The organism is Mycobacterium sp. 050134 (assembly GCF_036409085.1).
In the GTDB taxonomy this organism is placed as follows: domain Bacteria; phylum Actinomycetota; class Actinomycetes; order Mycobacteriales; family Mycobacteriaceae; genus Mycobacterium.
In genome coordinates, this window is sequence record NZ_JAZGLV010000001.1 from 81,512 (window position 1) to 107,310 (window position 25,799).

General features: G+C 66.7%; 23 protein-coding genes and 3 pseudogenes. 10 read left to right on the plus strand and 16 right to left on the minus strand.

Annotated elements, in window-relative coordinates; translation table 11 throughout:
- From SKC42_RS00385 to SKC42_RS00395, 3 genes are all read right to left on the minus strand, one after another.
- A complete protein-coding gene (locus tag SKC42_RS00385) occupies window positions 1-765 on the minus strand; it encodes a FadR/GntR family transcriptional regulator (RefSeq protein ID WP_330962366.1) in 765 nt (254 codons plus the stop codon).
- A gap of 94 nt (window positions 766-859) precedes the next feature.
- Entirely contained in the window at window positions 860-1,459 is a 600-nt protein-coding gene (locus SKC42_RS00390) for a TetR/AcrR family transcriptional regulator (RefSeq protein WP_330962367.1), read from the minus strand.
- A 13-nt stretch (window positions 1,460-1,472) separates the two neighbouring features.
- Entirely contained in the window at window positions 1,473-2,672 is a 1,200-nt protein-coding gene (locus SKC42_RS00395; RefSeq protein ID WP_330962368.1) for an amidohydrolase family protein, read from the minus strand.
- Between the two features lie 225 nt (window positions 2,673-2,897).
- Between SKC42_RS00395 and SKC42_RS00400 the strand changes: the two are divergent.
- Window positions 2,898-4,032, plus strand: a pseudogene (locus tag SKC42_RS00400) (acyl-CoA dehydrogenase family protein).
- A 97-nt stretch (window positions 4,033-4,129) separates the two neighbouring features.
- On the opposite strand, the gene SKC42_RS00405 reads toward SKC42_RS00400, so the two are convergent.
- Entirely contained in the window at window positions 4,130-4,918 is a 789-nt protein-coding gene (locus SKC42_RS00405) for a crotonase/enoyl-CoA hydratase family protein (RefSeq protein WP_442931936.1), read from the minus strand.
- 213 nt (window positions 4,919-5,131) lie between these two features.
- On the opposite strand from SKC42_RS00405, the gene SKC42_RS00410 reads away from it, so the two are divergent.
- Window positions 5,132-6,214: a serine hydrolase domain-containing protein gene (locus tag SKC42_RS00410; RefSeq protein WP_330962369.1), complete on the plus strand. Its 1,083-nt coding sequence runs from the start codon at window positions 5,132-5,134 to the stop codon at window positions 6,212-6,214.
- An 85-nt stretch (window positions 6,215-6,299) separates the two neighbouring features.
- Here SKC42_RS00410 and SKC42_RS00415 read toward each other — a convergent pair whose 3' ends face one another.
- From SKC42_RS00415 to SKC42_RS00455, 9 genes and pseudogenes are all read right to left on the minus strand, one after another.
- Complete coding sequence (locus tag SKC42_RS00415; protein ID WP_330962370.1) at window positions 6,300-7,118, minus strand: mycofactocin-coupled SDR family oxidoreductase; 819 nt, start codon at window positions 7,116-7,118, stop codon at window positions 6,300-6,302.
- 19 nt (window positions 7,119-7,137) lie between these two features.
- Entirely contained in the window at window positions 7,138-7,599 is a 462-nt protein-coding gene (locus tag SKC42_RS00420; protein ID WP_330962371.1) for a nuclear transport factor 2 family protein, read from the minus strand.
- Window positions 7,596-8,402, minus strand: a complete 807-nt coding sequence (locus tag SKC42_RS00425) for a hypothetical protein (protein ID WP_330962372.1) — start codon at window positions 8,400-8,402, stop codon at window positions 7,596-7,598. Before SKC42_RS00425 ends, SKC42_RS00420 begins: the two co-directional genes overlap by 4 nt.
- A gap of 49 nt (window positions 8,403-8,451) precedes the next feature.
- Entirely contained in the window at window positions 8,452-9,498 is a 1,047-nt protein-coding gene (locus SKC42_RS00430) for an LLM class flavin-dependent oxidoreductase (RefSeq protein WP_330962373.1), read from the minus strand.
- Window positions 9,495-10,052 carry a nuclear transport factor 2 family protein gene (locus SKC42_RS00435; RefSeq protein WP_330962374.1) on the minus strand — a complete coding sequence of 186 codons (558 nt, stop codon included), beginning with the start codon at window positions 10,050-10,052 and terminating at the stop codon, window positions 9,495-9,497. The genes SKC42_RS00430 and SKC42_RS00435 overlap by 4 nt, the downstream gene beginning before the upstream one ends.
- An 8-nt stretch (window positions 10,053-10,060) precedes the next feature.
- Entirely contained in the window at window positions 10,061-10,255 is a 195-nt protein-coding gene (locus SKC42_RS00440) for a ferredoxin (RefSeq protein WP_330962375.1), read from the minus strand.
- A gap of 177 nt (window positions 10,256-10,432) precedes the next feature.
- A pseudogene (locus SKC42_RS00445) lies at window positions 10,433-11,975 on the minus strand (class I adenylate-forming enzyme family protein).
- A 7-nt stretch (window positions 11,976-11,982) separates the two neighbouring features.
- Window positions 11,983-12,126, minus strand: a complete 144-nt coding sequence (locus SKC42_RS00450; protein WP_330962650.1) for a hypothetical protein — start codon at window positions 12,124-12,126, stop codon at window positions 11,983-11,985.
- Between the two features lie 9 nt (window positions 12,127-12,135).
- A complete protein-coding gene (locus tag SKC42_RS00455; protein WP_330962376.1) occupies window positions 12,136-12,594 on the minus strand; it encodes a MaoC family dehydratase in 459 nt (152 codons plus the stop codon).
- Between the two features lie 101 nt (window positions 12,595-12,695).
- On the opposite strand from SKC42_RS00455, the gene SKC42_RS00460 reads away from it, so the two are divergent.
- The 8 genes and pseudogenes from SKC42_RS00460 to SKC42_RS00495 all read left to right on the plus strand — a co-directional run bounded on the left by SKC42_RS00460 (window position 12,696) and on the right by SKC42_RS00495 (window position 22,570).
- On the plus strand, window positions 12,696-13,886 hold the full coding sequence (locus SKC42_RS00460) for a thiolase family protein (RefSeq protein WP_330962377.1): 1,191 nt from the start codon (window positions 12,696-12,698) through the stop codon (window positions 13,884-13,886).
- Between the two features lie 34 nt (window positions 13,887-13,920).
- Window positions 13,921-16,245: an acyl-CoA dehydrogenase gene (locus tag SKC42_RS00465; RefSeq protein ID WP_330962378.1), complete on the plus strand. Its 2,325-nt coding sequence runs from the start codon at window positions 13,921-13,923 to the stop codon at window positions 16,243-16,245.
- A 59-nt stretch (window positions 16,246-16,304) separates the two neighbouring features.
- Window positions 16,305-17,429, plus strand: a complete 1,125-nt coding sequence (locus tag SKC42_RS00470) for an acetyl-CoA hydrolase/transferase C-terminal domain-containing protein (protein ID WP_330962632.1) — start codon at window positions 16,305-16,307, stop codon at window positions 17,427-17,429.
- Window positions 17,430-17,443: 14 nt separating this feature from the next.
- Window positions 17,444-18,355 (plus strand): SDR family NAD(P)-dependent oxidoreductase, encoded by a 912-nt coding sequence (locus SKC42_RS00475; protein ID WP_330962379.1) that lies wholly within the window; start codon window positions 17,444-17,446, stop codon window positions 18,353-18,355.
- Window positions 18,356-18,437: 82 nt separating this feature from the next.
- Window positions 18,438-19,643, plus strand: coding sequence for an acyl-CoA dehydrogenase family protein (locus tag SKC42_RS00480; protein WP_330962380.1), 1,206 nt, complete (start codon window positions 18,438-18,440; stop codon window positions 19,641-19,643).
- Complete coding sequence (locus tag SKC42_RS00485; RefSeq protein ID WP_330962381.1) at window positions 19,640-20,641, plus strand: acyl-CoA dehydrogenase family protein; 1,002 nt, start codon at window positions 19,640-19,642, stop codon at window positions 20,639-20,641. Before SKC42_RS00480 ends, SKC42_RS00485 begins: the two co-directional genes overlap by 4 nt.
- Before the next feature lie 19 nt (window positions 20,642-20,660).
- Window positions 20,661-21,803: pseudogene (locus SKC42_RS00490) on the plus strand (acyl-CoA dehydrogenase family protein).
- Between the two features lie 26 nt (window positions 21,804-21,829).
- Complete coding sequence (locus SKC42_RS00495; RefSeq protein ID WP_330962382.1) at window positions 21,830-22,570, plus strand: FadR/GntR family transcriptional regulator; 741 nt, start codon at window positions 21,830-21,832, stop codon at window positions 22,568-22,570.
- A 12-nt stretch (window positions 22,571-22,582) separates the two neighbouring features.
- Here SKC42_RS00495 and SKC42_RS00500 read toward each other — a convergent pair whose 3' ends face one another.
- The 3 genes from SKC42_RS00500 to SKC42_RS00510 are packed head-to-tail and all read right to left on the minus strand — an operon-like array spanning window position 22,583 to window position 25,783.
- Complete coding sequence (locus SKC42_RS00500) at window positions 22,583-23,395, minus strand: enoyl-CoA hydratase/isomerase family protein (RefSeq protein ID WP_330962383.1); 813 nt, start codon at window positions 23,393-23,395, stop codon at window positions 22,583-22,585.
- 10 nt (window positions 23,396-23,405) lie between these two features.
- The gene (locus SKC42_RS00505) at window positions 23,406-24,566 is read right to left on the minus strand and encodes a thiolase C-terminal domain-containing protein (protein ID WP_330962384.1); all 1,161 of its coding nucleotides are present in this window, start codon (window positions 24,564-24,566) and stop codon (window positions 23,406-23,408) included.
- Entirely contained in the window at window positions 24,563-25,783 is a 1,221-nt protein-coding gene (locus tag SKC42_RS00510; protein ID WP_330962385.1) for a Zn-ribbon domain-containing OB-fold protein, read from the minus strand. The genes SKC42_RS00505 and SKC42_RS00510 overlap by 4 nt, the downstream gene beginning before the upstream one ends.
- Between the last annotated feature and the right edge of the window lie 16 nt (window positions 25,784-25,799).

Below are 25,799 nucleotides of genomic sequence, written 5' to 3' on the forward strand. Positions count from 1 at the left end.
TCATTCGAGGAGGTCGACGACCGAACCCGCGACCCCGGAGCTGCGCAACCGGGTGCTCGTCGCCAGGATGTGCTTGCGCCACAGCGCTTCCGCGCCGGCCGCGTCCTTATCCGCGATGAGTTCGACGACCTTGGCGTGAGTACGGGTGGCCGTCGCCGCGCTGGCGGCCGACGAGGGACCCGACCCGCCGTCGGCGTCGACGTAGCTTTGCGTCGCCAGCTCGATGATGTGGCGTAGTACGTCACTGAGGACCGCGAGCGTCTCATTTCCCGCCATGTCGATGACCAACCGGTGGAACTCGTTCTGCAGTTCGAGCAGTTGTCCCGGGTCCGCACTCAGGTCGCGCTCGGTGGCCACCGCTTCGCGCAGGCGTTTCAAGTCGTCGGCGCTCCGTTTGCGCGCGAGCATCGCGACACAGGGACCCTCGATGGCCGCGGCCGCCGCGAAGACGTCGGCCGTCGTCGCCTGCCGGTATTCCAGCAGCAATCCGGCGTAGTGAGCGGCCTTCTCCACGCGCGGCACGCTTACCTCGATACCGCCGCGCGATCCCCGTTTGACAACCACGAGCGACTCCGATTCGAGGACCCTGATCGCCTCGCGCAGCGTGGGCCTGGACACCCCGAATTGGTTAAGAAGGTCGGCTTCGCTCGGCAGCACGTCCCCCTCGGTGAGTTCGCCGCGGATGATCCTGCGGCGCAGCTGGCGGGCGATAATGTCCGCAGCGCGTCCGACGGGTTCCACGTCGTCCTTCACGTTCACCGGCATCGCCCTACTCTAGACACCCAGTCGTTGACCGATGGGGAGGCGGGGCTGCTCTGAACAGCGCGCCACCCCCGGTCCATCGCCTCAGTGGTGCACGTCAGGCCCGTGCCGCCGCCAAACCCGCCCACAGCGCGTCGACGATTTCGCGCTGCGCGGCGCGGGACGGCGGTAGCCGGCCGGGAGCCCGGATTGTGCGCATGTACATGACGCCGATGAGCGCATCCGCCGCCCATCGGACGTCTGCATCGGAAGGCAGATGGCCCTCCCGCACCGCGCTTTGCAGCAGACTAACGAGCCGCTTACCCGCCTTGGTGATCACTTTGTCCTGGAATGCGGCGTAGAGCTCGGGATGCCGCGGTGCGTCCGCGATCAGGCGCAGCTGAATGGACAGCATTTCCGGTGCCATGACCCTGCCCAGGTGCGCGACGATGGCGTCGAGCTCGGCTCGCACGCCGGCGCCCGGTCGTGGTTGAGGCCACTCGATGAGCCGCTCCAGCGTGTCGAGGATCAGCGCATCTCGATTGGGCCACCGCAGCAGCAGGCTCGGGCGGGCGACTCCCGAACGTCGCGCGACGCCGCGCATGCTGAACCCCTCGAATCCGCGCTCGGCCAGTTCCTGCTTGGCCGCGGCATAGACTCGGTTCTCCGTCGACGGATCGCGGGGGCGCCCGGGAGCCGATACCGGGTGGACGTCCAACTCGGGCTCCTGGCTATTTCAGCAGGGCAAGCCCGTTGTCGCGCAAAAATTCCCTGCGCCGCTTCTCGTCGAGACCCTCGACCTTGAGGTACATCTCCGCCGGCTCGCGCAGCCCTTCGGCGTGCGGCCAGTCGGACCCCATGACGAGCGCTTCGGTTCCGCCAAGCGCCTCGACGAGCTTGACCGTGTCGTCCTCGGGGTAGGGGACCACGTTGACGTGGCGCTTGAAGATCTCGCTGGGCCGCTCGGTGAGTTGCCCGCCGAGCCATGGGCCCAGTCGCGCCATGCCGCGGCTCTTGTCCATGTGGCTGATGAAGTGGGGAACCCAGGACGCACCGAACTCGCTGACCAGAACCCGGATGTCGGGGAACCGCCCGAAGAGGTTGTCGAAGATCAGCGCTGACAGCGTGTCGGTGATCGGCCGCTCACCGTACGTGTTCTGCCACTGCCAGGCGGAGAACTGGAACGGCGGCCCCATCTTCCAACCCCACTGCGAAGCGACGTGCTCCTGATAGTGATTCTCCGAAATGTGATAGCAGATCACTGCTTTCGCTTCGTTGACGCGGGCCCAGAACGGATCGAAGTACGGATCACCGGGACTACGGCCGTAAGCCGGTCCGGTGCACAGGTAGATGAAGCGCGCTCCGGCATCGAGCACCCGATCGAGTTCCGCGACGGCCCGGTCGAGGTCGCGCAGCGAGTTCAGCGCCGGCGCGTAAATGGTGTCCTTGTAGTTGTAGCCCCAGTCCTCGTCGATCCACTTGTTGAACGACTCGTAGTTGTCGTACAGCGGATCGATGCCGTCAAGGTAGGGCTCGGCCAGGAGCGCCCAGCCGCCCGGATACATGATCGACCGCTCGATCTGCTGCTCGGCGAGCTGTTTGATCCGCGCATCCTTGTCGAGGTACTCGATCTGGACGGGCTCGAAGAACCGTTCGGCGTCACTGGCATTACCGGACGCACGCTGCTTGAGCATTTCGACCAGCGAACCCGGAACGTACGCCTTGTCGGGATCGGTCTCGAACGCCGTAACAATCCGCTCGTTCGCGAGCAGCGCCTTACCACCCGTCGGGGTATCGATCAGGCGCACTGCGGTGTCCAGCTTCGCCTTGGGCATAAACCTGGTGAAGCAGTCCTTGGCCTCGTACGAGTGCTGATCGAAGTCCACCAACTTGTAGGGCAGCGGTCCGACGGTGTCCTGTATCAAGGCCATGTCATTTCTCCGTCCTCGGTCTGTAGTTCGCTCAATAATATACCGCATTGGTATGTAACGAGACCATACTGCGAGGCGCACTACTTCCGCTGGCCGTCGGCGCAGGATTCAACGCCCGGTTGTTAAGGTCCCCTCGATGGCAACCGATGTTGCGGGCGTTGGCGAAAGCGGCCGCATACGGGTATTGCGTTTCGTCAGCCTAGGTGACCGAAGAGAGGAGTTGGTATGCCTGTCGACCGGCTGTTGCCCACCGACGAAGCCGCCGAACTGATCGCGCTCGCCCGTGAGATCGCCGACAAGGTGTTGGACCCGATCGTCGACGAACACGAGAAGAACGAGACGTATCCCGAGCAGTCTTCCCACAATTGGGCGCGGCGGGGCTGCTGAGTCTGCCGCAGCCCGAGGAATGGGGTGGCGGCGGCCAGCCGTTCGAGGTCTACCTTCAGGTACTCGAGGAACTCGCCGCGCGCTGGGCCGCCGTCGCGGTCGCCGTCAGTGTGCACAGCCTGTCGTCGCACCCACTGCTGACCTTCGGCACCGACGAGCAGAAGCAGCGCTGGCTTCCGGAGATGCTGTCGAGCAACAAGATCGGCGCCTACAGCGTGAGCGAGCCGCAGGCCGGTTCCGACGCCGCCGCACTGCGGTGCGTCTCGAAGGCCGACGGTGACGGGTATATCCTGAACGGCTCCAAGTCGTCACGCACGGTGGCGTAGCGGACTTCTACACGCTGTTCGCACGCACGGGTGAGGGTTCGAAGGGCATCTCTTGCTTCCTGGCACCAAGCGACCTGGACGGCCTGAGCTTCGGCAAACCCGAGAAGAAGATGGGCCTGGACGCCGTACCCACGACATCGGCGTTTTACGACAACGTCCGCATCGACGGCGATCGTCGCATCGGCGCCGAGGGCCAGGGACTGCAGATCGCTTTCAGCGCCCTGGACGCCGGGCGGCTCGGCATCGCCGCAGTCGCGGTCGGCCTGGCGCAGGCCGCACTCGACGAGGCCACCCGGTACGCCAAAGAACGAACGGCCTTCGGCCGCAGGATTATCGACCACCAGGGGCTCGGTTTCCTCCTCGCCGACATGAGCGCCTCGGTGGTCAGCGCCCGCGCCACGTATCTCGATGCTGCGCGCCGGCGCGACCTCGGCAGGCCGTACGGCGCACAGGCCAGCGTCGCCAAGCTCATCGCCACCGATGCCGCGATGAAGGTGACGACGGACGCCGTGCAGGTATTCGGCGGCGCCGGCTACACCCGCGACTACCGGGTCGAGCGCTACATGCGCGAGGCCAAGATCACACAGATCTTCGAGGGCACCAACCAGATTCAGCGGGTAGTCATCGCGCGCGGGCTGGCCAACTGAGCGGGGAGGCGACAGTACACCTGACACGTTGCTCGCCGCGCGACATCGGGGGCCCGGTGCCGGCACTGTTAACGAAGCGCAGACCCTGAACTGACCGTCAGCTGTTCGTCCATCGAGGTGGCCGCTTCTCGGCGAACGCGACCGCGCCCTCCTTGGCGTCGTTAGACGCGAAAACCGGGCCGATGATCTCGAATTGGCGGCGCCACACCTCGTCGGCCGCCCACTCGCGCGACTCGATCATCACGCGCTTGGTCGCCGCGACGGCGAGCGGCCCGTTGGCGGTGATCTCTTCGGCCAGCGCGATCGCTCCGGCGAGCGCGCCGCCCTGTTCGGTCAGCACGTTGACCATGCCCAACTCGTGCGCGCGGGGCGCCGGAAGGTTCGCACCGGTCAACGCCAGCTGCATGGCGATCGCCGACGGTATCCGCTGCGGCAACCGGATCAAACCCCCACCGCCCGCCACCAGGCCGCGCTTCACCTCCGGAATTCCAAAAGCGGCATTCTCGGCTGCCACGATCAGATCGGTGGCCAGCGCTACCTCGGTGCCACCTGCGAGGGCGTAACCTTCGACAGCGGCGATCAGCGGCTTCACCGGAGGCCGTTCCGTGAAGCCGAGACCCCGGCCTTCTACCGCGACGTTCTCACCACGGGCAAAGGCCTTGAGATCCATACCGGAACAGAATGATCCGCCAGCTCCGGTGACAATTCCGACCGACAACGCCGGATCATCGTCCAGCCGGTCCGTCGCCGCAGCGAGACCATGGCTCACCGCGGCGTCGATCGCGTTCTTCGCATGCGGGCGATTGATCGTGATGATGAGGATGCGGTCGCGTTGCTCGACAAGGACTGGGTCGTTGGCGTCTGAAGTCACGACTAACAGAATAATAGTATGACTGATTGCGACGCCGCCGGCCGCGTGCCAATGCACCTGGCGACACCCGATGGCCGCCCACGGCGTAATCCACCGACGTGCCTCCTATACGCGTATGGCCATTGCGTGAGCCACGGCTTCGAACTATATATGTAAAGGTCGCTCGCTCGAAACAATTCGGCGCGATGCATCGCCCTCGCATCCGCCGCATATGGTTAGATTATTTTGATGGACAAAATAGGCCAGACCCCCTCTGCTGCCGCCAAGGTCTCGCTGCTGCTCGAGCGGGTGGCGCTCGAGGTGACGGACGGACGACTTCCCAGCGTGCAAGTGGCGGTCGGATACGGTGGCGAGCTCGTCGCCTTCGAGACGTTCGGCGATGCCGACCCGACCACTCGCTACCGGCTGCAGTCAGCGAGCCGACCATTCGTGGCCGGCGCGCTCTGGAAGGTCATCGACGAATATGGCGTCGACATCGGCACACCGGTATCGACTTGGATACCCGGCTTCTGCGGCGGAATAACGCTGCAAGACATCGCAACTCACCGGGCAGGTCTCGCCTACGCGCCGTTGGGCGCCAAGCGGATGGCCACGCGGGCATCGCGCCTCGAGGCCATGGCGCGGTGGCAGCCCGATCCCGAAACCCGCGGACACCTGCAGTTCGCGCTGACGTCGTCGGGCTGGGTGATCTGGGAGGTGATCGAGTCGCTAACCGGGCTGCCTTTGCCGGAGTATCTGGCCAAGCACATCGTCGAGCCGCTCGGACTGACGGCGCAGCTCGCCGTGCCGATCGAAGATCAGGGCGACGTGGCGCCCATGGTTCTGCTCGGTGATCCCTCTGAGGAACTGGACCCCTGGGGTCCGTGGTACCTCGACCCCGCCGATGTGCTGGCCAGGGGCGAGCCATCGCACAGCCTGGTCGCCACCGCGGCGGATGTCGCGATGCACTATCAAGGCATGCTGCACTCCGACGTGTGGACGCGAGCGGCCGTCGCCGAAGGTTGCCGCGTACATGTCACCGAACCAGTGCACGGTCCAATCGAACACGGGGGAACCGACTATCCGGTGTCCATCGGGCTGTTCGTCACGGTCCGCGGTGAGTCGTGGCAGAACGGGTGGATGCCCGCCACCGGATCACCGGCCACGTTCGGCCACGGCGGCGCGCCGCTGCAGCAGTCATTCTGCGACCCCACCACCGGCCTTAGTTTTGCCTTTCTGACCAACGGATATCCCGCAACGGGTTACGCCCTGGACCGCTGGGGCAAGAACCTCTCCGCCGTCGTGCTGGATCTGGCCGGCGACATCGTCTGACCGGGCTCCACATCGGGTGAACGAACCCGACTCTGCCGCTCAGACCGAAGCAGCCACCGACGGCCCGACCACGAGCGGGCTTGGATCACACCTTCGTCGCGCCCATGTCCACGGTGAGCTGAGTTCCGGTGACCGCGCGGGAGAGTTCGGACGCCAGAAAGACAACCGCGTCAGAGATGTCGTGCGGTTCGGCCAAGGGAAGGCCGGGCATGAGGCTGGCGAAGGAGATCCCGTAATTGGGGTGCGCCGACAACATCTCGACCATTCGAGCGTCCTCAGTCGCCATCACGGTGGAGACGCCCCAGGGATGGATGGAGTTGACGCGGATGCCGTACTCGCCCAACTCGATCGCAGCGGACTTCGTCAACCCCACGACTCCATGTTTGGCCGCGCTGTAGTGCGCTTGTCCCGGAAGGGATTTCAAGCCAGACACTGAACTGATGGTGATGATCGAACCGCCATTGCCCGCGCCCAGCATATGCGGAACCGCCGCCTTCAAGGTGCGCCACACGCCCGTGAGATTCACGTCGATCAGGGAATTCCACTGGTCGTCCGACATCTCCCAGAAGCGGCCCCAACTCACGATTCCCGCGTTCGCGACCACCACGTCCAGCCGCCCACCGAATTCTGCTACGCCCTGTCCCAACACCTGCTCGAGCGCCTGCGAGTCGCGGACGTCAGCGGTCCCGGCGACGATGCGCCCGCCGTTCTTCTCGACGAGCTTGATCGTCTCCTCGAGGTCTGCGGCGGTCGCTGGCGGATATCCCTCGTGCGGTGACACCCGATCGACGATGTCGACGGCGATGATCGCCGCGCCCTCCTGGGCGAGTCGCAGAGCGTGGCTGCGCCCCTGCCCGCGCGCAGCGCCGGTGATGAACGCCACCTTGCCGCCGAGTAATCCCATTGGTGCCGTGAGCCTTTCGTCAGAGCGTGATGTCGTGTAGCCGGCCGGTCAGGAATTCGGGGCGGCCCATCATGCGGGGTAGCAGCCGGCGTCGGGCGAATCGCCAGCCGGCGGCGGTGCGAATTACGTCGTCGCGGTAGACGCCGAGAAACAAGATGCCGCGGCCGTCCGCCGCCCGTCGCGCCCACTCCGTGATGGTGAAGTGGGTCCTCGCGGTGTCGCCGTCGACCTCGACGAGGCCCTGGTGCAGGGTCTGGAACACGAAGTCCAACCCGGAGACGGTGCGCCCGATCGTTTCGGCGATGGCCGTGCGCCCGACCGCATCGTCGGTGGTGGGCGTCGACAGCACACCGTTTTCGGCGTACGTTTCGACGGCCTCGTCGACGGCGAAGCGGCACATCGCCTCCGAGTAGGACGCCGCGAGGTGGTTGATCGCGATGATGTCCGCGACCTGCTGGGGGTCGGGCTGACCGATGATCATACGGCGGCCCGCAGGAGTGCCGTGGCGACGACGTTGGTGTCGTCGTTGTCCTGGTGCATCCGCGCGCTGACGAGGACGGAGCCGGCCAGGTCCGACTCGACCGACGCGGCGGCCACGAACGGACCGGTCCGGCCCGCCTTCACGATGCGCACGTCGAGGCTCTGCACCTGTCGCACCCGCCCCGCCGCGTGAAGCGCAGCGGCCTCGAGCGCGACGATGATGGGTCCGTGGTGCAGCAGCACGCCGCCGAGCTCGGGCGTGAGCTCCTCGATGACAACCCGTCCATCGGCCTTTAGCCGGGCACCGTAGGCGCTGGCGAGCGGCGGGAGGTTGCCGGTGTCGGGTACCCCGGGGCCGGGATCGACGTATTCGAATCCCGTTCCCGTTGGGGAGATCACCGTCCAGTCGGCGGTTCCGAGGCCGAGGAGCCGATGCGGGTCGTCCTCCGCGGTGATCCGCGCCTCGGTGAAGATCTGGCTGCGCGCCGTCCGTGTCATCGATCCGTGCACTGCCACCGCGCTCACGTCTTCGGCCACAGGTCCACACAACTGGATGCCGACGTGAGTGAGTGCCAGTTGCCAGTGCTGGTCCACCGCGATGCCGGCCGTGTCGAGCATGGCGATCGCGAGGGGTGCCGCCAGCAGGCCTTCGCCATGCCGAAGATCGCTGCGAACGGCCATCCGACCGAGCGCGTCGTAGCCCTCACCGAGAACCGACCGGCACCCGAGATACCGATAGCTCATGAGATTCTGGACAGCCTGCGTCCAGACGCCGTATGCCTGGGTGTTCACATTTGCTCCCACGAGTCGAGAATAAAGTAAATAAACTAGCTATATGCCGAATGGCAAGTAGCTAGGCGTTCGCGCCCACGGCGTCGTTCAGCAGCGGGGCCAATCGGGTGCAGATAGTTTGGACGTTGCGCGCGACGTCGGCTTCCGCCATGCCACCGATCGAGGCCCACAGGAACACGGTCTGTACGGGCGCGCCCGCGGTGTGCTCCCGGATTTGGGCCGCCACGGTCTCGGGTCTGCCGTACATGAAGTAGTTGAGAGGGCCGTCGCGGCCCTGTCGCACCAGGCGTTCGACGTCGACCGGCTTGGGTGTCGGGGCGCCGGTTCCCTCGACCATGTGCTTCCGATAGGAGTCGAGTTGGTGGGCAAGGTGTTTGGAGACCATCGGCCAGTCGCGCTCGGGATCCTCGGACACCCAGCCCTGAATCCCGCCTGCCATCACTCCCGCCGAGGCCGGATGACCGCCCTCGGCGAGGCCCTTCGCGTACGGTTCCCACAGCGCACCATCGGCCGAAAGTAGCCGCTCGCCCAGCAGGCCTGCCCGCCGCGCCCCGTTGGGCCCCTGGTAGCCCATCCAGACCGGCAATGGCTGTTGCACGGGTAGCGGACGAACCCCGCCCGTCCCCCAGAGCCGGCGCAGGCGCCGTACCGTGTCGTCGGTCTGCTTGTAACGCGCCGCCATTGACGCTTCGAACAGTTCGAACTCCGGAATGCGGTAACCGGTACCCACACCGAGATCCAGTCGCCCTTCGGACAGGATGTCGACGACCACGCTTTGCTCGGCGATCTCAGCCGGGTGGTGCAGAGGGGCGATCAGGATCGCGGTGCCCAGCCGGATGCGCCGGGTCCGTGCGGCGGCCGCTGCCGCCATCGTCAGCGGGCTGGTCAGATAGCCGTCGTCGAACAGGTGGTGCTCGGAGAACCACGCCGACGAGGCGCCCAGGCGTTCGGCCTCTTCACACATCTCGAGGGTGAAACCGTAGAGCCTCGAGGGGTCCTGCGCCCACTGTGCCGGGTTGCGCAGGTCGAAGTACACGCCGACGTCAATTGCCGATCCCGAGGCGGCATTCGCGGAGACGGCGACTTTGCCGTCCAGTGGCCCCGTCACTTCGCGTTCACTCCAGGCGAGACGGGCTTAGAGGTGAGCGCTCTGGTGTCAACACCGGCCCAGAAGTCGGTCCACGATGATGCCTGGGGCAGAGTCGGCCCGCCAGCAGGTGACCACCCCTGGAAGTCGACCGCTTGGGGATGCTCCACGTGATCCGCTGCGTACCAGTGCTGTTCGCACCGGCGAGTAAAGAACCACCGCCCGTCGACGCGCTGGTACTCGTCGTCGTACCGGATCGCCATGACGATCCAGCGCTCCCCGACCTCGTGCTCGGCGCGGCAGTAGACGTTGCCGACCGCATGCGTGTCGTCGACGATTTCGACGCGATGTCCGACGATTTGGTGCATCGATCGATAGAACTTGCGCACGAGCGGCACCAGCGCATCGCGAAGCGCGTCCCGACCGTAGCGATCGCGCCCCACCCGCACGTCGGGAACGAACAGTTCCACCCAGGCATCGATGTCGCGATCATCGACGGCCATGGCGTAGCGGATGGGCAGCTGCTGGATCTCAAGGGTGTCCTCGATCCGGCGCAGCCGGTCCTCGATCGTCATGCGGCTCCTCAACCCTCTTCGATGATGATTGCCATCTCCGGGCACGCGGCCGCGCCATTGCGCACGGCCGCCTCGTCACCGGGCTCGACGACGTGGTCTTTCAGAATCGAGTAGCCGGAGTCGTCGATGGGAAAGAGATCAGGATCGACCGCATAGCACTGGGCGTGGCCTACGCACTTGGCTTGTTCGAGTCGAACTTTCATGATCGTGGCCCCCTCTTGGCTGCCGAGTCTTCGTCTCGATACATCTAACTAGTTAACCTGAATAGTCGCGAGCATACCGCGTCGACCTCGCGAAGGCGATCGTCGAAAATTGCGGACAGCGCCGTCGGGGTGAATGGCGCGAACAGTCCTTCCGCACGGGTCGTCTCGCGGCCGCGGTCAATGTGTCTGACCGCCGTCGGCCGCGAGCTCTGCCCGCAACCGCTTCTTGTCGACCTTTCCGCTGGCGAGTACGGGTAGTTCCGTGGCGATGACCAGGCGCCGTGGCACCTTATAGCCGGCGAGGCGCAGCCGAACCGCCTCCTGAAGCCGTTCCAGCGTCGGCCCAGACCGCCTCACCCCAACGGGGATCCGGTACGCCCACCACGGCGCACCCGGCGACTTCGGGCAGCGCGCCGATCACATTCTCCACCTCAGGCGAGTACACGTTCTCGCCACCGGTGATGATCACGTCTTTCTTGCGGTCGACGAGGTAGAGCAGCCCGGTCTCATCGAATCTGCCTATGTCGCCGGTGTGACACCAGCCATCCCGCAGGGTCGCCAGCGTCGCGGCCGCGTCGTCCCAATAGCCGCGGAACAACATGTCCGACCGGACCACGATTTCGCCGGGCGAACCGGGGGCCACGTCTCGACCATCGTCGCCGACGATCCGTACCCGCACACCCGGGAACGGATAGCCGACAGAGCGCAGCCGGTCGTCGGCCGCTGCGGGGTCGTGCAGCTCGCGCGGCAATCCGGACGCGATGGCCTCGGTCTGGCCGTAGAGATTCAGGAATCCCGCCTGAGGCATCACCGCCATCGCTCGCGCCAGCGTCGCGCCGTCCATCGGCGCCGCCGCATAGACCACGGTGCGGACGGATTCCAGCGCCCGGCTGGCATCCGGAAGCACGTCGAGCAGTGCCTGCAGCATGACGGGCGCGAGGTGCAGCACACCAATCCGCTCGGCCGCGATCAGTCGAAGTGCCTCGGGGACGTCGAACCGCTCCTGCAGCACCACCGTTCCGCCCCGTGCGTGCAGCCCGCCGATGATGCCCATGGCACCGACGTGGAACATCGGCATGTTGATCAGACCGCGATCGCACGAGCCCGTCGCCATCTCGGCGTTCATCGCATAGAACACCCGGCGGAGCTCGCGCTGGCCCAGCATGCAGCACTTGGACGGTCCCGTGGTGCCGCTGGTGAACAAGAGGCAGGCGATGTCGTCCGCGCGGGCGCGGTAGTTCGGTTGCCGGTCGTGTCCCGAACCGAGGAACTCCTCATAGTCGACCAGGCCGTTCCGTCGACCGCCGAAGCGGACGATCGACGGCGACCACGTCAAGTGGGCGGACAACTCGTCGAGCACGCCGGCGAACTCGGGCGCAACAAACACCACGGCGGGCCGGACAAGTTCGAGGGCATCCCGCACCTCAGCCGGAGACGATCGGAAGTTGATCGTCGCGAGGATGATTCCGCTCAACTGCGTCGCGGCGATGATCTCGCCGAATTCGATTGCGTTGCGGCTGTATACGGCGACGCGATCCTGCCGCGCCACCCCCGCGGCCATCAGCGCCGACACCAGACGCTCTGCCCGTTCGCGGAGTTCGCAGTGGGTGAGCACGCGTTCTTGGTGCCGGTAGGCGGGCACGTCGGGGTGGCGCGCGGCGTTGTCGATGACGATGTCGCCGAGCGTCAGCTCGCCCGCGTCACTGCCGCTGTGCTCCACGGGCGGCTCAGTCGCTGGCCGGAAGTGGCTTGGCTTCCATGATCACCATGGGTGTCGTGCCGATGGACAGTGATCCTTTGCCGGGCTTGGTGACGAGCACTTCGGCGAGCCCACCACCCTGGGCCGTCTCCAACAGCAACGAGATGCTCATGGGGCCTCGCTAGAACACGTAACGCGCAATGAGATCGGCCACCGCCGCGGGCTTGTCGACGCCATCGATCTCGACTGTGTGGCGCACCGTGAGGTTCACGGTCGACTCGTCCACCTTCGCGGCGTCGACGAGCGCCGAGCGCAGCCGAATTCGGCTTCCCGCCTTGACCGGAGACAGAAAGCGCACCTTGTTCAGGCCGTAGTTGATGCCCATCCTGGCCTTCTCCACTCGGTAGTTGGCCTTGCTCATGCCGGGTATGAGCGACAGTGTCAGGAAGCCGTGGGCGATGGTGGCGCCATACGGGCTCTCCTTCTCGGCCTTTTCCACATCGACGTGTATCCATTGCCGGTCGAGCGTCGTTGTTCCGAAGTCGTCGATCCGGTCCTGGTCGACCACCAGCCAGTCGCTTACCCCAAGCTCCGCCCCAACTAATCCGACCGCTTCGTCGATGGACGTAATGACCTTCACAACAACCTCACTTTCACCAGCACGCTATCAGGTTATCTATTTAACGGTATAGGCTCACCGAAATCACTGCCGGGGCACTCCCGCTTCACCGAAGGACGACTATGACAGCGACGACACCCAAAGCCGCCATCGTGGCCGCAGCACGTACACCAATCGGGACCGCGCGCCGGGGAACGCTCGTCGACGTCGACGCCCGCGAGCTCGCCAAGCCCGTCGTTTCCGCCGCGATCGAGCGGTCCGGTCTGGAGCCATCGGAGTTCGAGGATCTGGTGCTCGCCGAGGTGCTGCAGGGTGGCGGCGACATCGCGCGCTACGTGGCGGTGGACCTCGGGCTCATCGGCGCGGCGGGGATGGCCGTCAACCGCCAATGCGCGTCGAGCCTGACCGCCATCGCGGTGGCCGCCGGACAGATCGCCGCGGGCATGAATACCCATCTGCTTGCCGGAGGGACCGAGTCCCACTCGACCTCACCGATGGCGCGCAAGCGCAAGCCCTTCACCTCGGGCAAGGAGCCCTCCGACTACGACGATCCGTGGATGTCGCTGTCGCATCCACCGACACCCGACGCGCCCGCGGTCGACATGTCGATCACCGTCGCGCACAACTGCGCCGTGCAGTACGGGATATCGCGGACCGACCAGGACGAATGGGCCCTGCGTAGCCATCAGCGCGCCGTCAAGGCCATCGACGGCGGGTCTTTCGCCGAGGAGATCGTGCCCGTGACCGTCCCTCGGCCCGACGGTTCGACCATCGCCTTCGATACCGACGAGCACCCCCGTCGCGAGTCCAGCATGGAGATCCTCAGCGGACTGAAAGTGCTGCATCCTGAAATCGACGGCTTCTCGGTGACGGCGGGAAACTCGTCCGGCCTCAACGACGCCGCCGCCGTGGTGGCGTTGACGCGGCCCGACACGACAGCAGACGTGCTCGCGCGCGTGCTGTCGTGGAGCGCCGTCGGCGTGCAGCCCAACCGCACCGGCAGTGGCCCGATCTACGCGATCCCGAAGGCGTTGGACCTCGCCGGGTTGGCGACCGACGACGTCGCGCTCTTCGAGATCAACGAGGCATTCGCCGCGCAAGCCGTCGCATGCACCAGGGAACTCGGGCTGGACGAGGAGATCGTCAACGTCTACGGCTCCGGGATCAGCCTGGGGCATCCCATCGCCGCGACGGGGGCCCGGATGGTCACGTCGGCGATCTACGAACTGCGCCGGCGCGGCGGCGGCATCGGCGTGCTGTCGATGTGCGCCGGGGGCGGCATGGGTGCGGCCATGGTGATCGAGGTGAGCTGATCGCTCGGGCACAAATCGGTATATAATTACACTTTTGAGCCGCCGGAAGGACCCCACCCAGCCGATGACCAACATGTCGACCGCCGAGGCCGAAGAACTCGCCGACGCCGTTCGCGCAGTCTGCAATAAGTACGCGCAGCCGGAGCAGGTGCTCGCCACGGCCTACGAAAACGCGGACGGCTACGACGAGGAGCTCTGGTCGGTGTTGTGCCGTCAGGTCGGGGTGGCCGCGATCGCGGTCCCGGAACACCTCGGGGGTGCGGGCTATGGCACCGCCGCACTCGGCGTCGTCGCCCACGAACTCGGTCGCGCCCTGGCACCCGTTCCGTTCCTGTCGTCCGCGGTTCTGGCCACCGGACTGCTTGCCGACGTGCATGACGTGAGATCCCTTGCGGCGCAGCGGTTGTCCGATCTCGGCGATGGCGCACGCACGGCGGCGGCGATCCTCACCGCCGACGGCGGAAAGTGGGCACCCGCTACCGTTCCATTCGCCGCGCACCGGGATGGGGAGGACTGGCGTGCCACTGGAACCGCCCGTCACGTCCTCGGGGGCGCGAGCGCAGACGATCTCGTGATCGCGGCCACCACCGTCGACGGGCTGGCACTTCTCGTCGTCGACCCGGCCGACACGGCGATCACCGCCGAACGGCCACTGGATGGCACCCGTCCGTTGGCGACGGTCGTGTGCATGAACGCACCCGCCGTGCGCATCGCCTCCGCTGGCGTCGAGGGCATCGTCGAGCGCAACGTGATGCGCGCGCTCGCGGTGCTGGCCGCCGAACAGGTGGGGGCCTGCGAGCGCCTCCTCGAGTTGTCGACGGAATACGCGCGCACCCGCATTCAGTTCGGCAGGCCAATCGGCGCATTCCAAGCCGTCAAGCACCGGTGTGCCGACATGCTGGTGAGCCTCGAGTGGGCCCGCTCGGCATCGCAGGCGGCGCTCCTGGCTCTCGAGGAGAACACGCCTGCCGCGGACCCGCGTTGGCGGGCGAGCATGGCGAAAGCGGTGTGCTCCGAGGCACTTCGCGAGGCCGCGCACGCGAACATTCAGATTCACGGTGGAATCGGATTCACGTGGGAGAACTCCGCAAACCTGTACGTGCGTCGCGCGCGGTCCGACGAGGCACTCTTCGGCCTGCCCGGGCGGCACTGGGATGTTCTGGGGGCCCACATCCGTGCGATGGACGGCGACCCGGACGCTGGCGGTCCCGATGACACGGGCGGCATCGGCGCTGTGGCCGCGACGCAGGCGCTGCGGTCGGAGATCCGCGAGTTCCTCACGGCGGCACCGAAACCCGCGGGCCTTCGCAACTACGGTCCCACTCCCACCTCCGACGACGTCGAGCCGGGCCGCATCTGGCATCGGTACCTTGCCGACCACGGTTACGCGTGCCTGCACTGGCCCCGCGAGTACGGCGGTGCGGATGCGTCCGTGGCGCACCAGGCGATCTTCGCCGAGGAGTGCGCCACGGCCGGGGTGCCGCGCCAGTTGGGCATCACCGCGATCGATCTCGTCGGGCCCGTGCTGATCGCGTACGGATCCGACGAGCAGAAACGGCGTCACCTCGAGCCGATCCGGCGGGGCGAACACATCTGGACGCAGCTGTTCTCCGAACCGGGGGCGGGTTCGGACCTGGCGGGGATTCGCACGAAAGCCCAACGCACAGAATCGGGCTGGCGTGTCGACGGGCAGAAGGTGTGGAGCTCGGCCGCCAAATCGGCTGTCTTCGGTCTCCTTCTGGCCCGGACCGGTCCGGACGCCCACCGGGGGCTCAGTATGTTCATCGTCCCGATGGACGCCGATGGCGTGACGGTGCGCCCACTCAAGCAGATCGACGGCGAGAGCAAGTTCAACGAGGTGTTCCTCGACTCGGTCGACCTGCCGGAGTCCTCGCTCATCGGCGAGGAAGGTCAGGGCTGGAAGATCGCCATGCTCACGCTCGGGCGTGAACGGCTGACCCTGGGGTCGCAGGCCGTCGGGATGTTCCAGCGTCACGCCCGGATGACCGAGGAGGCCCGTCACCGCGGTGCGCTGGACGAAACGCTGGAGCGGGCCTTGACTAGGCTTTGGGCTCGAATGTGGTTGCTGCGCTTCACCTGTCAGCGCGCCGTGGCCGACGGCGACACCACATCGGCGGCGTTCTCGGTACTCAAGCTGATGACCTCGGAGACCGATCGCGACCTCGGCGATCTGGCCACCGAGGTGCTCGGGACCGATGCCTGCGTCGATCCCGGCACCGATGAGTTGGTGCAGCAGATGCTGGTCGGGCGGGCGCAAACGATCCTCGGCGGTACTAGCGAGATCCAGCGCAACATCCTGGGCGAGCGCGTGCTGAAACTGCCGAAAGACCCACGGTGACAAACACTTTCACCGAAACCTCCCTCGCCGCGGCACTTCGGCGCCGCCTGCGGCCGGGAATGACGATCGCCCTCGGCGACGGCGTGGGCAGCCCGTCCGTGGTGGACGACGGCACGACCGTGGGCGAGACGCTCGCCGCCGCCGCGCGCGAGGTCGGCGGCGTGCGATTGGTGCTCGGGTGGCTGCCCGCTCCCCCTCAAGGCCTCGACGCCGCCGCCTTCGACGAGGTGGTGGCGCTGATGCCCGGTTGGGGGCTGCGCGACCTGCTCAACCAGCCGACCGCGCGCTTCCTGCCCACTCGGCTGACGGGCATCGCCGCCCTGCTGGGCGAGTGCCTGCGCCCCGACCTGCTCGTCACCCGGCTTGCCCGCCGCGACGGTCGTCTGCACTTCACCACCGAGGTGTCCTGGCAGCGCGCCGTCGTGGATGCCGGCACGACGACGCTCGGCATCGTCGACGACTCCGCGCCGGTTGCGTCGGCCGAGCCGATCCATTCGGCCGCGGTGCTCCTTGCGGGACACGCCGCAGCGCAACCGCTCCGACAACCCGCCAAGGACCCCGAACCCGTACACGAGGCGCTCGCGGACGAAGTCCTGCGCTGGGTCCCGGCAGGCGCGCGGGTCCAGTACGGCCCGGGTCAACTCGGTGTCGCCCTGCTGCGCCGGGCCGCGGTGCCGCTTCGCGTCGACACCGGCATGATCACCGACGGCGTGGTGGATCTCGACCGGCGTGGGCTGCTCAGCGCGGCCAGCGCTACCTACCTGTTCGGCGGCGACGAGCTCTACGACTGGGCCGACGGCCGCGACGTTCTGCACGGAATCGAAGTCACCCACGACATGACCCGACTCGCGACCAGCGAGCCGTTTATCGCGGTGAACACCGCCATCGAGATCGACCGGTTCGGCCAGGTGAACGTCGAAGGCCGCGGCGAGAAGGTGGTAGGCGGCATCGGCGGCCACCCGGACTATTGCATGGCCGGTCACATCAACCGGGGGGGTCTGTCCATCATCGCGGTCCCCAGCTTGGTCAACGGACGCTCGCCACTCGTCGACCGGCTCAGCCGCCCCGCGTCGACCGTCGCCCACGACGTGGACGTCATCGTGACCGAACACGGCAGCGCCGATTTACGTTGCGCCAGTTGGTCTCAGCGCGAGGCGCTCATCACCAACCTCTTCGACCGGTAAGGAGATCATTCGATATGGGTCAGCTCGACGACAAGGTGGTACTCGTCACCGGCGGCGGCCGGGGCATCGGACGGGCGCACTGCCTGGAACTGGCCGCCCAGGGCGCGGCGGTCGTCGTGAACGACCCCGGCGTCGACCGCGACGGAACGGCGAGTGGGAGCGGCACGCGCCCGGCGGAAGAGGTGGCGCAGGAGATCTGCCAACTCGGTGGCCGAGCCGTGGCCCATCTGGGGTCGGTGACGTCCTGGGAGGACGCCGCAGACATGGTCAGCGCTGCGGTGGACACCTTCGGGACGATCACCGGAGTCGTGAACAACGCGGGCATCGTTCGCGACGGCATGATCGCCGGGGCCGACGAAGCGGACTGGGACGCGGTGGTCTCGGTACACCTGAAGGGAACGTTCGCCGTCACACGGCACGCGTGCGCATATTGGCGGTCAGCGGCGAAGTCGGGTCAGCCGATTGACGCGCATGTGGTCAACACCGTCTCCGGCGCCGGGTTGTGGGGCAACGTCGGGCAGGCCGCCTACGGTGCGGCCAAGGCCGCGATCGCCAATCTCACCGTCGTGACCGCCCTGGAGATGAGGCGTTACGGGGTCGCGGCGAACGCCATCTCGCCACTGGCGGTGACGCGAATCAGCGCGGATTTCTTCGCGGGACCCCGGGCTGAGGATCCCGCACTCGATCCGGCGCGCAGTTCGGCGGTGGTGGCGTGGCTGCAGTCGGCCGAGTCGTCCTGGCTGACGGGTCAGATCCTCCGGGTCAACGGGCACACACTGAGCCGCATCGACGGCTTCGCCGAAGCGCCCGGCCGCTACCACGCCAAGGACGGGACCTCGCTGGACTTCGCCGAGTTGGGGCAGGCGATGTCGTGGCTCTTCGGCGTTGCGCCGAGAGGGCTCGCGGGTCCATTGCCCACGGCGTAGCAGTAGAGTACATATAGTACAATTAGATAACTATTTATCTGATTGCATCATCGTCCCGATTGCCTTGAACGTAAGGACCCCGATGTCACATCCGACGCAGTCCGCGCCCGGTGGCATTGCCACCGACTATGCGGCCGATGTCGCCAAGTTCCGGCTGGACTTCCGGAACTATCTGCGCGAGTCACCCGAGGCGGCCCGCTGGCGGACCGCGGTGTTCGACAACACCGAAGATCAGATGGCGCACGACAGCGCGGTGATGGCACGCCTTTTCGAAGACGGCTGGAACCGCTGGGGTTGGCCCCCGGCTATGGGTGGCTTAGGGGGCGACGCAATCCATCGCGCGGTGTACTACGAGGAACTGGGATTCGCGTTGATTCCCATTCCCGCCCAGCAGTGGTCGCTGGAAGTCATGGGGCCGGCCTTGCTGAAGTACGCGCCGCAACTGGCGGAGCGTCACCTGCCGGACTACCTGGCGGGCAACGAGTGGTGGGGACAGGGTTTCTCCGAACCGGAGTCGGGTAGCGACCTGGCGTCGTTGCGTACCAGAGCGGTCGACGACGGCTCCGGCGGATTCGTGGTCAACGGTCAGAAGATCTGGACCAGCCAGGGAGCCACGGCCAAACGCCTCTTCCTGCTGGTCCGCACCGGCGAACCGGAGTCGCGCCACCGCGGTCTGACGATGCTGTTCGTCGACACCGACGCGGTGGGGGTGACCGTGCGACCCATCGCGCTTGCGAGCGGACGACGGGAAGTCGCCGAGGTTTTCTTGGACGACGTTCGGGTGCCGCGGGAGCGGCTGCTCGGTGAGGTCGGAGGCGGTTGGGCGCTGACGATGTTCTTGATGCAGTTCGAACGCGGGATGTACGGCTACGCGGTACTCAACAAGGTGCTGCCGGAGCTCGGCCGGCTGCGCGCCCACATGGTGGCCCACGGCGCGTCCGACGACGCGCGCAAGCGCTTCGCGCGGGTGTACATCGATATCGCGGCCGCCCAAGCCCGCACCGCCACCACCGTTCGGCGGCTCGCGCGGGGTGAGGTCATCGGGCCCGGCAGCAGCGTGGACAAGCTGTTGTTCGGCAAGGCCGAGAAAGCCGCCAACGACCTGATCCTCGACGCCCGACGCAGCTGGATGATGGCGGGGCCGTCGGGGCCGAAATCGAATGAACTCGACACCGCGCGGGCCGAGTGGTGGTACTCGCGCGCGGCCACCATCATGGGCGGCACCGCAGAGGTTCAGCGCGGCATCATCGCCGACCATTTGCTCGGGCTGCCGAAGGAAAAGCGATGAGAACCCCCATTCACGCGGAGGACGAAGCGCTCGACGAATCGTGGACGATGATCTCTGAAGCCGTGTCACGAATCTTCGAGGACATCGCACAGCGACGTGCCCACGTCGCGATCGAGCCAGAGTTGCAGCCGCTCGGCTGGCATGAGATCGAAGCCGAGTATCCAATAGCCGCCTGCGCTCTGCTCTTCGACGCGCAGGGCGGTTCGCTGGCCACGACGAATTGCCTTGCCCGCGTGATGCTCGCCGAGCTCGCCGGCCTCGTCGACGGTGCCGTGGACGGACTGGTGCTACCCGAGCCGTCGAGTGGATCCGCACCGGCGTCCGGCGAAAGCCGCATCGTCGGGATGGTGCTGGGGCCACCCACCGGGCGGCTGATCGTGCCGGTCTCCGGCGAGCGGGACACGGTCTCGATCGGCGTGGTCGATGCCGACCTGCTCCACTCAGAGCGGATCGACACCTTCGACCCTTCGGTGCACTGGACCAGGGTGCAGGGTCCGCTGGACATCACCCTCACCGAGGCGACCGCCCAGTGGCGCCGCGCCGTCGCGGCCGCCCAACGAGCGCTCGGCACCGAACTACTGTCCCTGGCGTCGAGCGCACTCGACGTCGCGACCGAGCAGGTAAGCGCCCGTACGCAATTCGGTGTCTCGATCGGATCGCTGCAGTCCCCCCGCCACGCGCTCGCTGAGGCTGCCGCTCAGATCGCCGGGGCCCGGGCACTTCTCGACCAGTCGTGGCGGTTCGGCGGTCAGCTGTCCGCACTCGCCGCCAAGGCGGCCGCCGGGCGGGCGCACCGCGCCGTGGCGGACGTTGCGCTGCAGGTCTGTGGCGCGATCGGCCTGACGGCCGAGCACCGACTGCACCGCTACGTATCGCGGGGATTCCAGCTCGATGCGCTGTGCGGTGATCACGACCGCCTGGAAACCGAGATGGCCGAGTACCTGTTCGACGTCGACGCGGGCGACCGGGCCCTGCCCAACCTCATCTCCTGGACCTAGCCCGGATCGAAGGAAGTTCATGCGCCGCAACATCTTCGAGGACGTTCACAACGATTTTCGGACGACGGTACGTCGGTTCTTCGAACGCGAGTGCGTGCCCTACGTCGACGACTGGGAGCGCGACGGCAAAGTAAGCCGCGAAGCCTGGTTGGCCGCCGGCGAACACGGACTGATCGGCTGGGAGTTCGACCCGAAGTACGGCGGGCTGGGCGTCAAGGACTTCCGCTTCAACCAGATCATCTCCGAGGAGATGTTCATGACCGGATCGGTCGGTATCGGTCTCGGGGTGCAGAACGACATCCTGGTGCCGTATCTGGACCGACTCACCACCGAGGAGCAGAAGGAACGCTGGCTGCCGAAGTTCATCTCGGGCGAGTACATCGGCTCGATTGCGATGTCCGAACCCGCCGCCGGATCGGATCTGGCGGGCATCAAGACGACGGCGCGCGAGGACGGTGACCACTGGATCGTCAACGGGCAGAAAACTTTCATCAGCAACGGGCTTCAGTCCAAGTTGGTATTGACCGCCGTCAAGACGGACCCGTCGGCGCGGCACAAGGGCATCAGCCTGCTGATGATCGAGGACGGGATGGAGGGGTTCACCCGGGGCCGCAAGCTCGACAAGATCGGCCAGTACTCCGCCGACACCGCGGAGCTGTTCTTCGAGGACGTGCGGGTGCCCAAGCAGAATCTTGTGGGCGAGCTGAACCGGGGCTTCTATCACCTGGTATCGAACCTCCCCAGCGAGCGGGTCGGGGTCGCGTGCTATGCGTTGCCGGCGGCCCGCAGAGCGCTCGATCTGACCAAGGCGTACGCGTCGGAGCGTACGGCGTTCGGGCAGCCGATCGGCACGTTCCAGGTGAACCGTCATTTCCTTGCCGAGATGTAGACGAAATTGGATGCGGCGCAGTGCTATCTGGACCAGTGCGTGCTGGCGGTGAACGACGGCACGCTGAGCGACGAAGACGCCGCCGGTCTGAAATGGTGGACCTCGGAGGTGCAGTGGGAAATCGTCGACCGCTGCCTGCAATTGCACGGCGGCTACGGCTACATCAACGAGTACGAGATCGCGCGACTATGGCGGGATTCCCGCGTCCAGCGGCTGTACGCGGGCACGACTGAGATCATGAAGGATCTTGTCGGCCGGGCGATGGGTTACTGACCACCACGACAACAAGGGGGTGCGCCTTGGAAGTCACCAGTCTTCGCGAGCCGAAGATGGCCGACCGGGTGGCCACCATCCTTCGCAAGATGTTCATTCGGGGCGAGCTCGCCGAGGGCACGATGCTGCCGCCGGAATCGGAGCTGATGGAGCGCTTCGGCGTATCCAGACCCACGCTGCGAGAGGCGTTTCGCGTCCTCGAGTCGGAGTCGCTGATCGCTATCCAGCGTGGTGTCCGCGGCGGTGCTCGGGTCACAAGGCCGCGGCGGGAGACGCTGGCGCGGTACGCGGGCCTGATCCTCGAGTACGAGGGCGTCACGCTCAAGGACGTCTACGACGCGCGCGTCGCCCTCGAGGCGCCGATGGTCGTGCAGCTCGCCAAGGACCGCGAGCCGGAAGTCGTCGCCGAGCTCGAGGCGATCATCGAGCGGGAGACCTCGCTGGCGCCCGGGGCGGCGGCCATCGATACCTTGACCGACTTTCATGCGGCCATCGCCCGGCTGTCAGGGAACAAGACGTTGCAGATCGTCAGCTCGATGCTGCACCACATCGTCGAGACCGCGAACCGCTCGCTTCAACCCACCGACAACGGCCGGGCAGAGCAGGCGCTTCGGCGATCAGCGAAGACGCATCGCATGCTGTTGGAGCTCATCAAGGCGGGCGAGGCCGACAAGGCCGGCGAGCTGTGGCAGCGGCACCTTCACAAGGCCGAGGAGTTCGTCCTCAGCGGCGCGGAGTTGTCGACCGTCGTCGACCTCCTCGAATAGCTTGTGCCGCTGCTACTTCCGGTTCGACCGACTACGGAAGGCCGCGACCCGCTCCTGGAACTCGGGGGTGGAGAACGACGTGTACTCCTCGGCCAACGCATACTCCAGCACGCCCAGGGCGGCGCGCGAAAGATGCATGTTCATCGCCACCTTGGTGGCGCGCAATGCCTGCGGCGGTAGCGCGGCGAGTTTCTCTCCGAGTGCCAGCGCCTCGTCGAGCACGGCGTCGTCGGCGGCGATCCTCGTGACCAGGTTGAGTTTCTCGGCGTCGGCCGCGGTGATGCGGTCCCCGAGAAGGACGTACTCCTTGGCCTTCATCAGCCCGATCAAAAGGGGCAGCATCGCCGCGCCGCCATCGCCCGCGACGAGCCCCACCGCCACATGGGGGTCGGCCAGGTAGCTGCTCTCCCCCATCACCAGGAAGTCGCTGAGGAGCGCGATCGAGCACCCCAGCCCCACGGCCGGGCCGTTCACGGCGGATACCAACGGCTTCGGGAACCCGATCACCTCAAGGAACACCGTGCGGGCTTCGTGGATCTGGAACTGCCGCGCGGCCGGGTCCTCGATCAGACGGCCGAACATCACCATGTCGCCGCCCGCCGAGAACGCCTTGCCGACGCCCGTGGTCACCACGGCGCGCACGTCATCATCCGCGGCGAGAGTGCGCCAGATGGTCGCGAACGCGTGATGGACGGCTTCGTCGACGGCGTTGAACGCCTCGGGGCGGTTGATCCGCACGACATGTACGGCGCCGACCTCCTCGACGAGAAGCTCGGGCGCAAATTCCTCGTATCCGGCCAGCGTGGCGCTTTCGGTGGTCGTCATGGCGCTCCTGTCAGTTCTTGCCGGTGGAGAGGATGGTCACTGCCGACACGGCGGTCGGGCCGCCGATGTTGTGCGCCAGCGCGATTCGGGCGCCGTCGACTTGATTCTCGGCTTCCCCGCGCAACTGGTTGAACAACTCGTAACACTGGGCGACGCCGGTGGCCCCAGGCGGATGGCCCTTGGCCTTCAGCCCCCCACTGGGATTGACGGGGATGGGACCGCCGACGTAGGTGTCCCTGCCCTCGATCAGCTTGTAGGCCTCGAATCTGTCCGCGAAGCCGAGGTCCTCGTAGCTGATCAACTCGACACCACTGAAGCAGTCGTGCACCTCGGCGACGTCGATATCGCGCGGGGTCACCCCGGCCATCGCCATGGCCGCCTTCGCAGCACGCACCGTAGGCGGAAACGTGGTCATGTCGGCCTTGTGCTGATGCATAACCCTGTCCATGCCCAGCCCGACCCCGCGCACCCACACCGGCCGGTCGGTGTAGCGGTCGACGACGTCCTCGGCGGCGAGGATCACCGCGGCGGCGCCGTCGCTCTGCGGCGTGCAGTCGTACAGACCGAACGGTTCCACCACGATCGGAGCGGCGAGGGCCTGCTCGACGGTGATCTCGTAACGCAACTGCGCCTTCGGGTTCGTCAGCGCGTGGTGGTGGTTCTTCACCGCCACCATCGCCATGTGCTCCCTGGTGGCCGGCGACTCGTGCAGGTACCGAGTCACATGGAGGGCGAAGTTCGCCGGAGCGACGAGGCCCAACGGGTAATCCCAGGCGTTGTCACGCGTCATCGCCGCCCAGTCCCAGAACGTCGTGTTCGACGCCGTCTCGCGGACCTTGTCGGCGCCGACGACCAGCACCACGTCGTACCAGCCCGCGGCGATCGCCATCGCCCCGTTGCGGATCGCGTCATTGCCGGTAGCGCAGGCGTTCTCGACCCGAGTGACGGGAATGTCGGTGAGGTCAAGGGTGTCGGCCAGGATCCCGGACGGAAACCCATCGGTAGTGGCCAGTTCTCCCAACCACGCCGCCTCGATTTTCGACTTGGTGATGCCCTTGTCCACCCGGCTCGCCGCTTCGGCGTACGCCATCGGAATCAGGTCTTTGACGCCCAGGTCGAAGTGTTCGCCAAACGGCGTCATGCCGGCGCCGACGATTGCCACGTTTCTCATGCCAAGACCTCCTCGGCCGGACGGCCCGGCCAGAACATGTATCCGTAGTCTGGTACCCCCGCGCGGGTCGCGACCTTGCGCAGCACCACTGCCCCAGGCTGACCGATCGTCACCTCGCCGGCCGGTATTCCGGTGACCTTCAGCAGGACTCGCACCGGGCTGTTATCCAGAGCCACCACCGCCAGCGAGTAAGGACCGGGCAAATCCGGCACCGGAATCCTTACGGTCGTGTGGGTATAGACGGTGCCGGTGCGCGGTAGCGGCTCCAACCGGTACTGGGCGGCCAGCGTTCCCGACTCGTCCACGCGGCGCCGCGGCGGAAACTGAGGGTTACCGTCGACGCCGGGTCGTTCATCGAACACGGCGGCCTCCCAACGGATCTTGGGCTCGAAGGCGCGCGCATAAGCCGGCAGCGATATCGGAATGCCCGTGCCTTCGGCGATCTTTGCCCGCGGCAGGTCCCGCGCCTCCACCTCGTCGCGCGCCACCCGCACGGGCGCGCCGGCCGCCGTGAGTTCCGCAACGCTGATTGTCGCGTTCTCGACGGCGACGACCAGACCCGTCGTGCCGGCGTCCAGGGCGTCGGCGATCAATGCGATCAGCACACTACCCGCCGTCGTCGAGTCGGCAGACGCCGAAGAGGTGTTCGGTTCGACGCCGAGCACCACCGGCTTCGCCCCCGCGACGACCGCGACGGCGGCACCCGCAGGCACGCCGAGACTGGCGAAGCTGGCCCGCACGCCCACCTCGCGCTGCAAGCGCGGGTCGGCGTAGTCGTGCCGCGATCCATCGTCGGCGCGCGCGGTCATAGGGAGGCTGCGCGTGACACGGCCGACCGGATCCAGCGCCGGACCGGCGTCCCCAGTCAGCAGCGCCGCCGCACCGGCGTACCGATCGTCGTCGTCCGCGGCGATCACCAAGGTCCCGGGTGTCGCTGCGACGATCTGATCCAGCACCGCCGGGGCCCCGCCGAGGACCTCGGTGATGGTTGTGTCGCCGGACAGTCCGAGGCCGGCCAGCAGAACCGCGCCGTTGCCCCCTTCGATCAAGGGGAAATTGCGGGAGACCAACACCACCCGCCGGGCAAGTGTTCCCGCGAGCGCGGCCCGGCCGGCGGCCACGGCCATGGTGACCGCATCCTCGTCGGGCCCACGGACGCGACGACCGCCAGCTATCCACGGCGGACGGTAGGTGCCGATCGCGGCCACCTGAGTCATGAGCGATCCTTTCTCC

Bases quoted from the DNA above. Each gene is read 5' to 3' on its own strand.
- SKC42_RS00385 (WP_330962366.1), bottom strand. From the start codon at position 765: ATGCCGGTGAACGTGAAGGACGACGTGGAACCCGTCGGACGCGCTGCG.
- SKC42_RS00395 (WP_330962368.1), bottom strand. From the start codon at position 2,672: ATGGCCTTGATACAGGACACCGTCGGACCGCTGCCCTACAAGTTGGTG.
- SKC42_RS00410 (WP_330962369.1), top strand. From the start codon at position 5,132: ATGGACAAAATAGGCCAGACCCCCTCTGCTGCCGCCAAGGTCTCGCTG.
- SKC42_RS00415 (WP_330962370.1), bottom strand. From the start codon at position 7,118: ATGGGATTACTCGGCGGCAAGGTGGCGTTCATCACCGGCGCTGCGCGC.
- SKC42_RS00420 (WP_330962371.1), bottom strand. From the start codon at position 7,599: ATGATCATCGGTCAGCCCGACCCCCAGCAGGTCGCGGACATCATCGCG.
- SKC42_RS00435 (WP_330962374.1), bottom strand. From the start codon at position 10,052: ATGACGATCGAGGACCGGCTGCGCCGGATCGAGGACACCCTTGAGATC.
- SKC42_RS00440 (WP_330962375.1), bottom strand. From the start codon at position 10,255: ATGAAAGTTCGACTCGAACAAGCCAAGTGCGTAGGCCACGCCCAGTGC.
- SKC42_RS00450 (WP_330962650.1), bottom strand. From the start codon at position 12,126: ATGAGCATCTCGTTGCTGTTGGAGACGGCCCAGGGTGGTGGGCTCGCC.
- SKC42_RS00460 (WP_330962377.1), top strand. From the start codon at position 12,696: ATGACAGCGACGACACCCAAAGCCGCCATCGTGGCCGCAGCACGTACA.
- SKC42_RS00470 (WP_330962632.1), top strand. From the start codon at position 16,305: ATGACGATCGCCCTCGGCGACGGCGTGGGCAGCCCGTCCGTGGTGGAC.
- SKC42_RS00475 (WP_330962379.1), top strand. From the start codon at position 17,444: ATGGGTCAGCTCGACGACAAGGTGGTACTCGTCACCGGCGGCGGCCGG.
- SKC42_RS00480 (WP_330962380.1), top strand. From the start codon at position 18,438: ATGTCACATCCGACGCAGTCCGCGCCCGGTGGCATTGCCACCGACTAT.
- SKC42_RS00485 (WP_330962381.1), top strand. From the start codon at position 19,640: ATGAGAACCCCCATTCACGCGGAGGACGAAGCGCTCGACGAATCGTGG.
- SKC42_RS00500 (WP_330962383.1), bottom strand. From the start codon at position 23,395: ATGACGACCACCGAAAGCGCCACGCTGGCCGGATACGAGGAATTTGCG.
- SKC42_RS00505 (WP_330962384.1), bottom strand. From the start codon at position 24,566: ATGAGAAACGTGGCAATCGTCGGCGCCGGCATGACGCCGTTTGGCGAA.
- SKC42_RS00510 (WP_330962385.1), bottom strand. From the start codon at position 25,783: ATGACTCAGGTGGCCGCGATCGGCACCTACCGTCCGCCGTGGATAGCT.